The sequence below is a fragment of the Agrobacterium sp. GW821-FHT14E08 genome, from assembly GCF_058803865.1.
In genome coordinates this window covers 164,591-176,140 of sequence record NZ_JBXAPJ010000001.1, presented here as the reverse complement: position 1 = coordinate 176,140, position 11,550 = coordinate 164,591, and the positions used below count along the sequence as shown (strand labels likewise).

The 11,550-nt window shown below is 61.5% G+C and carries 16 protein-coding genes; 1 reads left to right on the top strand and 15 read right to left on the bottom strand.

The window, feature by feature from the left end; all coding sequences use genetic code 11:
• Positions 1-18 precede the first annotated feature (18 nt).
• Positions 19-708 (top strand): Crp/Fnr family transcriptional regulator, encoded by a 690-nt coding sequence (locus AC1ROR_RS00845; protein WP_035219999.1) that lies wholly within the window; start codon positions 19-21, stop codon positions 706-708.
• 74 nt (positions 709-782) lie between these two features.
• Here the strand turns inward: AC1ROR_RS00845 and aidB are convergent, their stop codons facing one another.
• The 15 genes from aidB to AC1ROR_RS00770 all read right to left on the bottom strand — a co-directional run bounded on the left by aidB (position 783) and on the right by AC1ROR_RS00770 (position 11,477).
• On the bottom strand, positions 783-1,607 hold the full coding sequence (gene aidB / locus AC1ROR_RS00840; RefSeq protein ID WP_498588342.1) for an AidB family quorum-quenching N-acyl homoserine lactonase: 825 nt from the start codon (positions 1,605-1,607) through the stop codon (positions 783-785).
• Between the two features lie 3 nt (positions 1,608-1,610).
• Entirely contained in the window at positions 1,611-2,222 is a 612-nt protein-coding gene (gene ureG / locus AC1ROR_RS00835) for an urease accessory protein UreG (RefSeq protein ID WP_498588341.1), read from the bottom strand.
• 255 nt (positions 2,223-2,477) lie between these two features.
• Positions 2,478-3,149 carry an urease accessory protein UreF gene (locus tag AC1ROR_RS00830; protein WP_498588340.1) on the bottom strand — a complete coding sequence of 224 codons (672 nt, stop codon included), beginning with the start codon at positions 3,147-3,149 and terminating at the stop codon, positions 2,478-2,480.
• Positions 3,150-3,152: 3 nt separating this feature from the next.
• Complete coding sequence (gene ureE, locus AC1ROR_RS00825) at positions 3,153-3,644, bottom strand: urease accessory protein UreE (RefSeq protein WP_035220654.1); 492 nt, start codon at positions 3,642-3,644, stop codon at positions 3,153-3,155.
• A 298-nt stretch (positions 3,645-3,942) separates the two neighbouring features.
• Positions 3,943-4,479, bottom strand: a complete 537-nt coding sequence (locus tag AC1ROR_RS00820; protein WP_080835745.1) for a peroxiredoxin — start codon at positions 4,477-4,479, stop codon at positions 3,943-3,945.
• A gap of 153 nt (positions 4,480-4,632) precedes the next feature.
• Positions 4,633-5,301, bottom strand: coding sequence for a TIGR02117 family protein (locus AC1ROR_RS00815; RefSeq protein ID WP_167377480.1), 669 nt, complete (start codon positions 5,299-5,301; stop codon positions 4,633-4,635).
• 9 nt (positions 5,302-5,310) lie between these two features.
• Positions 5,311-7,020 carry an urease subunit alpha gene (ureC, locus tag AC1ROR_RS00810; protein ID WP_035219985.1) on the bottom strand — a complete coding sequence of 570 codons (1,710 nt, stop codon included), beginning with the start codon at positions 7,018-7,020 and terminating at the stop codon, positions 5,311-5,313.
• A 4-nt stretch (positions 7,021-7,024) separates the two neighbouring features.
• A complete protein-coding gene (locus tag AC1ROR_RS00805) occupies positions 7,025-7,669 on the bottom strand; it encodes a Urease operon accessory protein (RefSeq protein ID WP_498588339.1) in 645 nt (214 codons plus the stop codon).
• A gap of 4 nt (positions 7,670-7,673) precedes the next feature.
• Entirely contained in the window at positions 7,674-8,090 is a 417-nt protein-coding gene (locus AC1ROR_RS00800; protein WP_498588338.1) for a lysozyme inhibitor LprI family protein, read from the bottom strand.
• A 9-nt stretch (positions 8,091-8,099) separates the two neighbouring features.
• Complete coding sequence (locus AC1ROR_RS00795) at positions 8,100-8,456, bottom strand: GFA family protein (protein ID WP_020808768.1); 357 nt, start codon at positions 8,454-8,456, stop codon at positions 8,100-8,102.
• Between the two features lies 1 nt (position 8,457).
• A complete protein-coding gene (locus AC1ROR_RS00790) occupies positions 8,458-8,763 on the bottom strand; it encodes an urease subunit beta (RefSeq protein ID WP_035219981.1) in 306 nt (101 codons plus the stop codon).
• 18 nt (positions 8,764-8,781) lie between these two features.
• Entirely contained in the window at positions 8,782-9,039 is a 258-nt protein-coding gene (locus AC1ROR_RS00785; RefSeq protein ID WP_498588337.1) for a DUF1272 domain-containing protein, read from the bottom strand.
• 10 nt (positions 9,040-9,049) lie between these two features.
• Entirely contained in the window at positions 9,050-9,352 is a 303-nt protein-coding gene (locus tag AC1ROR_RS00780) for an urease subunit gamma (protein WP_035219978.1), read from the bottom strand.
• Between the two features lie 110 nt (positions 9,353-9,462).
• The gene (locus AC1ROR_RS00775; protein ID WP_498588336.1) at positions 9,463-10,317 is read right to left on the bottom strand and encodes an urease accessory protein UreD; all 855 of its coding nucleotides are present in this window, start codon (positions 10,315-10,317) and stop codon (positions 9,463-9,465) included.
• The gene (locus tag AC1ROR_RS00770; RefSeq protein ID WP_498588335.1) at positions 10,221-11,477 is read right to left on the bottom strand and encodes a CE1 family esterase; all 1,257 of its coding nucleotides are present in this window, start codon (positions 11,475-11,477) and stop codon (positions 10,221-10,223) included. Before AC1ROR_RS00770 ends, AC1ROR_RS00775 begins: the two co-directional genes overlap by 97 nt.
• Between the last annotated feature and the right edge of the window lie 73 nt (positions 11,478-11,550).

Sequence of the window (11,550 nt, the reverse complement as noted above, 5' to 3'; positions counted from 1 at the left end):
GGTTTGAGCGGGAGCCGGATGGACGTGAACAAGACCGTGAAGCTGAGCAACAGGGACAGGAACATTCTGCTGCGCGCACCCCTGATCGGGATAGCGGATGACGCGGCTGCATTGAAGCTGATGGAGGCGGCCAGCGTCATCAATGTGAACGCCCGCCACGTGCTCTTCAAGGAAGGCGAGACGGCGCAATATTTCTACTGCGTTCTATCAGGTTATGTCAGGCTCTACCGGCTGGACCGGCACGGGCGCGAGGCGGATGTGCGCGTCAGCGGCCCGGGCGAAACCTTCAATGAATGCCTGATCTTCGGCAGCGACAGCTATCGTTACAGCGCGCAGGCGGCGGAAAACTGCACCGTGGCGCGTTTCGAACTGACAAGAATCCGCAGCCTGATCGATCAGGAGCCGGCAATCGCCAAGGCCGTCATGCGCTGCCTGTCCAACAGCCTGCTCGGAACCATGGATTGCATCGCCAATGACCGGCTGCAGACAGCGCCGCAGCGTGTCGCCCATTACCTCATCAATCAGGGCCCACGTGACGCGACATCCTTTTCACTGCGGTTGCCATTCCAGAAAAGCCTGCTCGCCGGCAAGCTCGGCCTTGCGCCGGAAGCCCTCTCGCGCGCCTTCTCGACCTTGAAAAAAGCCGGGGTCACCGTGCGCGGCCGCATCGTCCAGGTCAATGATGTCGCGGCGCTGAAACAGATATGAAGCCAATACCGGGGGAAGGACGAGGACGGGACACCTGCCGGTATCCCGTCCTCGAATTTTCCTGCACCCGGATATCAAAACGGCTGTGGCACGAAGCGAAAACTATCGCCCTCTCGCTCAACACGGAAATATCCGCCAAGATGGCCGCCGGAAACGAGCCAGTCATTATCGGCAACTTCGCCAAGCGCCTTTAAACGCGTCGAATAGGCAAGTTCGGAATCGATATCATAGACGAAGCCGATACCCGGATCCTGTGCCTGCAACGCGCTCACATGCAGCACATCGCCCCATAATAACAGCCGTTCATCGCCCTTGCCGATAAGATAGCCCGTATGTCCGGGCGTGTGGCCCGGCATGGCGATGGCCTCCACATCATCCGCTATCTTTCCCGTCGGGATCGGCCGCAGCATGGCGCCGCAAATATCGAGCAGCCGCGCGGCGAGATCGAACCCGCCCTGCCGGGCGGGCGGCAGGCTCTTGCGCGCCTCCGCGCTGCTGAAAAAGCCGAGATCGGCCTCGGGAACCCATATGTCCGCATTGGGAAAATAAGGCCGGTCGCCATCGATGAGGCCAAGCGCATGGTCGCCATGAATATGGGTGAGGATAACGCGCTTCACATCGGCGGGCTGGATCCCGGCGGCGATCATCGCCGCGCGGGCATGACCATAGGCTGCACCCCAGGCCGTGCCGCAACCGGCATCGATCAGCCAGATGCCTTCAGGCCCGGACAGCGCAAAGCAGTTGACATCCATATCCACCGTTTCACCCTCATGCCCGGCAAGAGCCCCGGCCAGCGCATCCGCGCCCTGCCGGTGGATGAGATGGCCGACCGGCGCCTTGTAGACACCGTCGACAAAACGGGAAACCTCGTAAGCGCCGAAACGGCGGGAGATAGCCATATTTCAGAGGCCGCCCTGTTCTTTCAGGAAACCGATGATGCGTTCCACGCCATCGCCCCGTTTCATGTCGGTGAACACGAAAGGCATGGCGTTGCGCATGCGGGTCGCATCGCTGTCCATGACGGTGAGATCAGCACCGACATAGGGGGCGAGGTCCTTCTTGTTGATGACCAGCAGATCGGAGCGGGTAATGCCCGGCCCGCCCTTGCGCGGAATTTCCTCGCCCTGGCAGACGGAGATCACATAGATGGTGATATCGGCCAGATCGGGCGAAAAGGTCGCGGCGAGATTGTCGCCGCCGGATTCGATGAAGACCACATCGAGATCGGGAAACCGCGCATTAAGCCCGGCAATCGCCTGCAGATTGATCGTGGCATCCTCACGAATGGCGGTGTGTGGGCAACCACCCGTCTCGACCCCGACAATACGCTCGGACGGCAGCGCCTGCATGCGCACCAGCGCCTCGGCATCTTCCTTGGTGTAGATATCATTGGTGACGACCGCGACCGAATAATCGGCGCTCATCGCCTTGCAGAGCTTTTCCGTCAACGCCGTCTTGCCAGAACCGACCGGCCCGCCAATGCCGACGCGCAGCGGCCCATTACCCGATTTCATCACGCTGTTCCCTTCGATATGCTTTGGTCTTGTTTCACCATAGTCCCTCAACGGGACGCTTCAATATATGCAAAGATCGTGCCGCGCGTTTCTTCTCCCCGCCGGGGAGAAGGTGGCCCGAAGGGTCGGATGAGGGGGCACCCTCTCCGAATATCGCTACCCTCGCCCCCTCATCCCGCTGCCGCGACCTTCTCCCCGGCGGGCAGAAGAAACAAGCGGCATACGCTCGTTCAATACGATCGTCATGCAGCGCGATCAGGACCGGAAAAGCCGCGTGCCCTGCGTTTCATGACGCATGGCTGCCGTGTCGGCGATGATCGTCGCGCTGCCGAGATCGTCAAGCGTGGATTGCATTGCCCGCGCCGCCATCTCCGCGATGATCGCCTCGCTTGCGGCCAGAATGGCGACGCCATCCTTCTGTCCCGCAACCCCGAGGCGGATGCCCGCCGAAACGAGCTGCGAGACGCCGGCGTGCAAAAAGGCGGCAATCGTTTCCCTGAGCGGCACCGCATGACCGGCAGCCACCGCACCGACGGCGACGGGATAGGGAACATCCTTCGGCAACAGGTCCAGAACCGCATGCGGCCAGGCCCCGGCGGCGGCAACGAAGGCATCACCAAGAAGCACCGTCTCGCGATAGCGCTCCGCCGAACCGGCCAGCGCCCGTGCCAGATCGGCCGTTTCGCTTAAGACGGCGGCGTCCTCACCGTTGCGCCAGGCTTCCGCCAGAAATAGCGCGTCGTTCCAGAGACTGCCGTGACGCAGAAGCGTCTCCACCCAGCCGCCCAGTTCAGCGGCATCGCGCACACGCCGATCCTCCACCGCCTTTTCAAGCCCGCCGGAATAGGAAAAACCACCGACGGGAAAGGCCGGCGACAGCCAGGCCATGAGCCGCAACAGCGCGGCAACGCCGCGATCTTCGCTCACGGCTCAACCGTGATCGTGATGGTGATGGCCGTGATCATGCCCGTGGCCATGGGAATGGCCGCCATGGGCGTGATAGGCGCCGCGGGCAGGCTGGAATGGCTCTTCCACCTCGCGCACGGTGGCGCCCAGACCTTCCAGCATGGCGCGGATGACGTGGTCGCGTAGGATGAGAATGCGTTCCTCCTCGATCTGCGCGGAAAGGTGGCGGTTGCCCAGATGCCAGGCAAGCTCGATCAGGTGAAGGCGGTCCTTCGCCTTGATTTCGAACAGCTTTTCATCCGCCGCACGGACCTCGATCAAGTCGCCGTTCTCCACCACCAGAAGATCGCCATGGGCAAACAGCACGGCTTCCTTCAGGTCCAGCATCACCATCTCGTCATTTTGCAGATGCAGCAGCTTGCGGCGCAGATGCCGCTGGTCATGCGCCAGGGTAACATAACCGGAGGCTTCGTCGGCGGGGGTTCCGGCCGGATGATAGGAGGTGACGCGCAGCATGGAATGATCCGTTTCAGAAACTGTCTTGGGGGTCTGATTTTTGCCGGATAGGCGGGGTGATTTCAAGGCGCGATTTCAGGGCACATGGCCACAAGAATGACAAAGCCCGGCATCACAGCCGGGCCAGGTGCAAACCTTTCTCCACTTTCGACGTCATCCTCGGGCTTGACCCGAGGATCCACCCGTCAGACGCCTATGGATCCTCGCCTCAAGGGCGAGGATGACGGAGGAGAGGTTTTCGCCTCCTGTCGGCACCCGAAGACACGGCATCGGTGCCGGGCCTTCGCAAAAACCAAAATCAGGCCGCAGCGCGTGCCTTCAGGTTTTCCAGAATGTTCTGCGGCGCGGAAACGCCGTAAGGATCGGATTCGCAATTGTCCGAATAACCCTCTTCCTCGAACCACTGCTCCACCAGACCGTCGTTGATGACGGCGGCGTAACGCCAGGAGCGCATGCCGAAGCCGAGATTGTCCTTGGCGACCAGCATGCCCATCTTGCGGGTGAACTCACCCGAACCATCCGGAATGACCTTGACGTTTTCGAGGTTCTGGCCCTTTGCCCAGGCATTCATGACGAAGGCGTCATTGACCGACAGGCAATAGATGTCATCCACGCCGAGCGCGCGGAATTCACCCGCCAGCTTTTCGAAATCGGGCAGCTGGTAGGTCGAGCAGGTCGGCGTGAAGGCGCCGGGCAGCGAGAAGAGAACGACCTTCTTGCCCTTGAAATAATCGTCGGAGGTCATGTCCTGCCAGCGGAACGGGTTGGGGCCACCAACGGCCTCGTCGCGAACACGCGTGCGGAAGGTTACGGCGGGCACTTTTTTGCCGAGCATGTCTTTTCTCCTGATCAGGTGTTTTACGCGGATCGCTTGGGATCGATCCGCGCGGAATTCTTTTGCGGTTTCCATAACGCAAGACGCGCTGCGGTGCAGCATAAAAATCGGATTGAGGTCGTTGAATGTATGAAATGCCGCATCGGCGGAGGATCAATTGTGGAGATCGACCGACCAGCGCAGCAATGGGGGCAAGGGCGTCCACCAGCCGGTGCGAATTCCGGCTTGCCGCAGCATGGCGGCCGACCATGTGTTGCAGCCGGCAAACGCATTGAACCAGCCATTCGCCTCAAAAAACGCGTCATTGAAACCATAGGCGACACCGGGGATAAGCTGAACCTTGCGGTCTCTCCTGACAAAACTCCCCCCGATACCAGCGAGAAGGCGCTGATACCCCGCTTCGGAAATGCGCAGGCGTTTCACCCCGGCCAGATCGGCGGGAAAATCCCCGGTCACATCCACATGCATCACCGACTGATCCAGCGTAAACGAACGCAGGACCGGCATGGGTTTCAGATCGGCCCAGGTAGGCGTCTCGGTATAAAACGACCGGCCGCCCCAGCCGAACACCAGATAGGCCGCCGCCGGATGGTTGACCGCAATACCGTCTTCCTGCAATTCGGCAAATGTCCGCCGCAGATCCTCATCGACCGGCAGGGCGATATCGGTGTGGATCGGATTGGATAATAGCAATATCTCGCGATCCCTCGGGCCGCCTGCACCATCGGCGAAAAAGGGGCGCGGCACGATGGTGCCGAACACAAGGAGCAGGACGATCAGCAGCAGGCCGCCGCCGATCCACCTTCTGATCGATCTCAACACGAGGCGCCGTTAAAACAGGAAATAACGCTGTGCCATTGGCAGCACCGTCGCCGGCTCGCAGGTCAGAAGCTCGCCATCGGCGCGCACTTCGTAGGTTTCCGGATCGACCTCGATATGTGGGGTGAGCGAATTGTGGATCATCGACGCCTTGGAAATACCACCGCGCACATTCTTCACCGGCAGCAGCTTCTTGGCGACCCCGAGGCGCTGGGCAAGGCCCGCATCCAGCGACGCCTGCGACACGAAAGTGACCGAGGAATTGGTGCGCAACTTGCCATAAGCGGCAAACATCGGCCGGTAATGCATCGGCTGCGGCGTGGGAATGGAAGCATTCGGATCGCCCATCGGTGCGGCGGCAATCGAGCCGCCGAGCAGCACCATCTCCGGTTTCACCCCGAAAAAGGCCGGGTTCCACAAGACGAGATCGGCGCGCTTGCCGACTTCGATGGAGCCGATCTCGTGGCTGACACCCTGGGCGATGGCCGGGTTGATGGTATATTTGGCGATGTAACGGCGGACACGGAAATTGTCGTTTTCGCCGGTCTCTTCCTTCAGGCGGCCGCGCTGGCGCTTCATCTTGTCGGCCGTCTGCCAGGTGCGAATCGCCACTTCACCGACGCGGCCCATGGCCTGGCTGTCGGAAGAGATGATCGAAAACGCGCCGATATCATGGAGAATATCCTCCGCCGCGATGGTTTCCTTGCGGATGCGGCTTTCGGCAAAGGCGATATCTTCGGGAATGGACGGCGACAGGTGGTGGCACACCATCAGCATGTCCAGATGTTCGGCAAGCGTATTGACGGTATAGGGCCGCGTCGGGTTGGTGGAAGACGGAATGACGTTGGGATTTCCGCAGACCTTGATGATATCAGGCGCGTGCCCGCCACCAGCCCCTTCGGTATGGAAGGCATGGATGGTGCGGCCCTTGATGGCGGCGACCGTATCTTCCACGAAGCCGCTTTCGTTCAGCGTGTCGGTGTGGATCATCACCTGCACATCGTATTGATCGGCCACCGTCAGGCAATTGTCGATGGCGGCCGGCGTCGTGCCCCAGTCCTCATGCAGCTTCAGCGAGGAGGCACCGGCAAGGATCATCTCCTCCAGCGGTGCGGGCAGCGATGCATTGCCCTTGCCTGCCAGCGCCAGATTCATCGGAAAAGCATCGAAGCTTTCGATCATCCGCTCGATATGCCACGCGCCGGTGCAGGTGGTGGCGAGCGTGCCATGCGCCGGGCCGGAGCCGCCGCCCAGCATGCAGGTCACGCCGCTCATCAGCGCTTCCTCGATCTGCTGCGGGCAGATGTAGTGAATGTGCGCGTCCATGCCGCCAGCCGTCAGGATCTTGCCTTCGCCGGCAATCGCCTCCGTCGAAGGGCCGACGATGATCGTCACGCCGGGCTGCGTATCCGGGTTGCCCGCCTTGCCGATGGCGTGGATGCGGCCGTTCTTCAGGCCAACATCCGCCTTGTAGATGCCGCTATGGTCAACGATCACCACATTGGTGATGACGGTATCGACAGCGCCTTCCGCCCGTGTCGCCTGGCTCTGGCCCATGCCGTCGCGAATGACCTTGCCGCCGCCGAATTTCACTTCCTCGCCATAGGTCGTGTGGTCCTTCTCGATCTCGATGAAGAGTTCGGTATCGGCAAGACGTACCTTGTCGCCGACGGTTGGGCCGAACATGCCGGCATAGGCGGCGCGGGAAATCTTGTAAGGCATAGGCTCAGGCTCCTTCGGACGCGGAGAAAATCGATGTGGGAGAAATTCGTGTCAGCCTGCCCTGAGACGCCAGGGCCTCGACCAGCTGTTGTTCGGCGGCAAACGGATGCCCGCTCCAGCCCTGATGGCCGAAACCGGCAATCGCCACCTCGTCACCATCGTCACTCACGCTCTCGAGGACATGGGCGATGGCGAAAAGGCCGGTGCTGGGGCAGACATAGGGCGCGGGCGCATAGGCTTGGAGCGCGGCATCAAGCCTTTCATGCACACCGCGCGGAATGACGATGTGAGCCTTGCCGGCTTCTCGTGCGATGGCGGCAAAACCCGGAGTATAATCGGCGCAGAAATCGGTCAGTTCCGGCCAGCGCGCGCGGATATCCGGCTCCATTTCGGCAAACTTTGCCGGATCGCGCACAGACCAGATGGCGGAGGCCTGCCGCACGCCGTCACTCTCGCGCCATTCGCTCCCCTCAGTCATCTCAAGGCCCGGCCGCCCGGTATTGCACACCGCCACCACATCGGTGCGTGTGCCGCCTGGCCCGAGCGACCGGCAATCATTGAAGCGGATGACGATATCGGAACAATCGATGAAATCAGCAGCACCCGGCGGCAGTTCCCCGTTTCCAACGATCGTGATGCGCCGCCCCATGCGTTCAGAAACCTTCCGACAGCTGGCGCAGCTCTTCCGCCCGCTTGCCGCTCATCTCGGCAAGGCAGGAGGAAATCAGCATCGGCTCCATCGAACCGCCGCGCGCCTGAAAGCCTGAAAGCGCGCAATTGGCGTCACGAAACGCCACCCAGGCGCGCTGGGCAGTCACCAGCGCGTCGGTCGCACCCTTGCCATCTGCATCCGCCGCCTTGTCGCGCTCGGTGAGCAGCTTGCGCAGCTTCTGATATTCGGCGTTCAACTGCTTGTCGGCCTTTTCGTAATCCTTGCCGGCGCAGATGGTCATGTCCGCCTGCGTCTGCGGGGCCTTGCAATCCGGCTCGCCCTGCGCAGCGGCCGGCATGGACAGGCCGGCCGTCGCACAAAGAAACACCGCCGCCAGAAGGACGTTTTTTCGGCTCATCTCCATCGCTCAGGCCGCCGCGCCATCGAAAGCCTGCGGCTTCAGCGCCCGGGGATCGACACCATCGAGACAATTGGCATTGACCGCCACCATCGGCGTTCCGTCCGGCCCATCGGCATAAGCAAAGCTCTCGATGCCGCAGGTGGAGCAGAAAAGATGATGGATCTTGTGTTTGTTAAAGAGATATTCCGCCAGCTTGTCCTCGCCGGAAAGCAGCGTGAATTTCTCACGCGGCGCAAAGGCGAGCGTGGAACCCAGGCGCTTGCAGCGCGAACAATTACAGATGACGGTATGGTCGAGATCGGCATCGACCTCGAAGCTCACATCGCCACACTGGCAGCTTCCATGATAATGCGCCGTCGCCATTTCATAACCTCCCCATGACCTGTTGACGGAAACCGTAAACCTCGCGCTTGCCGGAAAGCGGCACCAGCGTCACCTCCCGCTTCTGGCCGGGTTCGAAACGCACCGCCGTGCCGGCGGGAATATCGAGGCGCATGCCGCGCGCCTTGTCGCGGTCAAAGAGAAGACCCGCATTGGTCTCATAGAAATGATAGTGGCTGCCCACCTGCACCGGCCGGTCGCCCGAATTGGCGACTTCGATGGTCACGGTCGGCTGGCCGGCATTGAGTTCGATGCTGCCCTCTGCGGTAATGATTTCGCCGGGTTTCATAGTATTTCCCCTTTTGTCTCAGGCAGCGTTGGCCGCCGTGCAGCCTTCGGCCTTCAGGACGCGCCGTGTCGACGCCGGATTATTGACGAGTTTCGCCGCCGGGCGAACGGGCCTGCGAACCAGCTCACCGCCGCAATTCGGGCAGGCGCCATCAAGCACATCCGTCACGCAATCGACGCAGAAGGTGCATTCGAACGAGCAGATCATCGCATCCCGGCTGTCGGGAGCAAGATCGCGGTCGCAGCATTCGCAATTGGGTCGAAGCTCCAGCGCCATATTCGCCCCTTTACCGTATCGGTTCGTGAACGGTCACCAGCTTGGTGCCATCGGGAAACGTCGCTTCCACCTGCACATCATGGATCATTTCGGCGATGCCTTCCATCACCTGGTCGCGGGAAATGACATGCGCGCCGGCTTCCATCAGCTCGGCCACGGCACGGCCGTCGCGGGCGCCCTCGACCACGAAATCGGTAATCAGCGCAATCGCTTCGGGATAGTTCAGCTTCACGCCGCGTTCCAGCCGGCGGCGCGCCACCATGGCGGCCATGGAAATCAGCAGCTTGTCTTTTTCTCTTGGGCTAAGGTTCATCGTGGTCCCGCAGCTTTCGCACCTGCCCCGCAAATCAAAGCGTTTCCGGGGCCAAATTCGACTTGTTTGACAGACCCCGAAGGACGCCGGTTGCCGACGATCCGAAGGGTTTACAGATTCCAGACTTTCGGCACTGGCGCGCCGTTTCGCAAGAGCGAAATGATCGGAAAAAGCAATTTTCTCAAGGAGAAACCATCGGCGGCAGAGACCCGGACAACAAGCTTGCCCTGCCATTCGCTGGCGCCGCCGCTTTCCCCGGCAATAGCCCGGATTTTAGGCAAAAGCGCCTCGGCCAGAGGCCCGATATAAAGCAGCGTCGCAAAGGCGACCTGACCGGCCAGAACCGCCGATTTTGCGGTTAGCTCCGCTACCTCGCCTTCCAGCAGAAGCTCTTCGGCATGCACCAGCTTACCCCCGTGGCGAATACGCCAGCGGTCGCGAAAAAGGCCATGCGCCATCGCCTCGCCCATGGCCTGGCGACCGAGCAGCACGGCTTCGACGGCGATGAATTCGGAAGATTGGTCGAGATCGGCTTCCAGCCGGCGGGTCAGCGAGGCCCGGTCGAAGAGAATGGTTTCCTGCGGCAGCCAGTGCAATCGGGCGCCCGGCCCGGCGGAAACCCGGGCGGTAACGGTGGCGGTTCCGGAGGATGCCTTGTAGACCTTCTCGCAGGCCTGCGTGGTCACCACCAGCGAGGTGCCTGCGCCGGCAACCGCCTGCCATTCGAGTTCGTCCCCGCCGGTCAGGCCGCCGGAGGAATTGATGAGAATGGCTTCGGCTTCGTTCGAAAAGGTTTCCGGCAGGCGGATTTTGGCGCAACCTTCCTGGAACAGTTCCTCCAGCCGGCTGCGCCCTTCAACGGCTTTGGTTACAATGCGTCCTCTGCCACGGGCGCGCTGCTGCCGGACAGGTTGTTGAGCGTCTTCACAACCGGAAGGGCCGATGGCTTGCTGTTGCTGCTGCACGCGGTCTCCGATGTACTTGCGGAAGCGGACGCGGCCTTTGCACCACAATCCTTCTTGACGACGGCGTCCACCACCAGCTGCCCTTCCGTATTACGGAAGAAATCCCACATTCTTTCGGCCGCATCAACCGTGCGCGTCACTTCGCCTGTGGGCATCTTGCGCTCCACGGCGGGTTCGGCCTTCGGCGTCTGTTCGCCGCCGGGTTTGCGGGTAACGACGGCGCTCGCGGCCAGCACTTCGGCTTTCATGGTGGCGCGCGGCCAGGCATGGTCCCAGTTTTCGATGACATAGGACTGGATGCGCGCACCAGCCTTGCAGACATCGTAAGAATTAACGGTGAAGCTCTCGCCCACCTTGCTTTTGGCAGCGCCCTTGCAGCCATCCATTTCGGCCCAGCGCTTCAGCGCCGTCTCGCCGCCATATTGCCAATAGGACTTACCGCCGCCCTGATAGGGGTTGGCCGGATCCTTCAGCCCGGCAAAGGCGATGATCGACATCGGCCGCGCCGGCGTGCAGCTTGCCGCATCCGGTGCCCATTTGCCCTCGGTCTCCAGCGGATAACCCGCGCGCAGCGAGGCGACGAAACCGGCAGCGGTGAAATCCGCGCTGCCATTGCAGATGAATTGCGACAGCATGCGCCCGCCGCCGGAATAACCGGAACCGTAAAAACGCTCCTCATCCACGCAGAACTTGCCCTTCACCATGGTGATGGCATCGCGAATGAAGCCGACCTCGTCCAGCCCGCCCGGACGCTTGGTGACGCCGGGAACATTCCAGGCATGGGTGCCGGGCAATTCGCCATTCAGGCTGCCGGCCAGCGCCACGACCACCAGACCGTCACGTTCCGCCAGCTTGTCCCAGCCGCTGCGGTTCAGCTGGCCGTGCGGATTGCTGTTGGAGCCATGGAAATCGAACACCACGGGCAGCGGCTTTTTTCCATCATAGGCCGAGGGAACAAAATAGACGCCGTCGCGTTTTTCACCGTTGGAGAGAATGGAAAAATCATGCCTGCCCGGTTCCATGCCGGGTCCGGGCAACTGACCGCAGGTCGATGCCGACGCTGCGACACCCGCGCTCGCGCACATCGCAAGACCCAGAAAGAGGGTGCGGGCGGAGCGGAACAGCCGGGCGGCCCGGCCAATGGCAAAGTCTTGGTTCATTGACACGCCTTTATTGGGCACGGTTTCCCCGACGATACGTCGGACGTGCGTGGAATGTAAGGGATCAACTGTC

Excerpts from the sequence above, each read along its gene's own strand:
- AC1ROR_RS00845 (WP_035219999.1), top strand. The coding sequence starts at position 19 with ATGGACGTGAACAAGACCGTGAAGCTGAGCAACAGGGACAGGAACATT.
- aidB (WP_498588342.1), bottom strand. The coding sequence starts at position 1,607 with ATGGCTATCTCCCGCCGTTTCGGCGCTTACGAGGTTTCCCGTTTTGTC.
- ureG (WP_498588341.1), bottom strand. The coding sequence starts at position 2,222 with ATGAAATCGGGTAATGGGCCGCTGCGCGTCGGCATTGGCGGGCCGGTC.
- ureE (WP_035220654.1), bottom strand. The coding sequence starts at position 3,644 with ATGCTGCGCGTCACCTCCTATCATCCGGCCGGAACCCCCGCCGACGAA.
- AC1ROR_RS00820 (WP_080835745.1), bottom strand. The coding sequence starts at position 4,479 with ATGCTCGGCAAAAAAGTGCCCGCCGTAACCTTCCGCACGCGTGTTCGC.
- ureC (WP_035219985.1), bottom strand. The coding sequence starts at position 7,020 with ATGCCTTACAAGATTTCCCGCGCCGCCTATGCCGGCATGTTCGGCCCA.
- AC1ROR_RS00805 (WP_498588339.1), bottom strand. The coding sequence starts at position 7,669 with ATGGGGCGGCGCATCACGATCGTTGGAAACGGGGAACTGCCGCCGGGT.
- AC1ROR_RS00800 (WP_498588338.1), bottom strand. The coding sequence starts at position 8,090 with ATGAGCCGAAAAAACGTCCTTCTGGCGGCGGTGTTTCTTTGTGCGACG.
- AC1ROR_RS00795 (WP_020808768.1), bottom strand. The coding sequence starts at position 8,456 with ATGGCGACGGCGCATTATCATGGAAGCTGCCAGTGTGGCGATGTGAGC.
- AC1ROR_RS00790 (WP_035219981.1), bottom strand. The coding sequence starts at position 8,763 with ATGAAACCCGGCGAAATCATTACCGCAGAGGGCAGCATCGAACTCAAT.
- AC1ROR_RS00785 (WP_498588337.1), bottom strand. The coding sequence starts at position 9,039 with ATGGCGCTGGAGCTTCGACCCAATTGCGAATGCTGCGACCGCGATCTT.
- AC1ROR_RS00780 (WP_035219978.1), bottom strand. The coding sequence starts at position 9,352 with ATGAACCTTAGCCCAAGAGAAAAAGACAAGCTGCTGATTTCCATGGCC.
- AC1ROR_RS00770 (WP_498588335.1), bottom strand. The coding sequence starts at position 11,477 with ATGAACCAAGACTTTGCCATTGGCCGGGCCGCCCGGCTGTTCCGCTCC.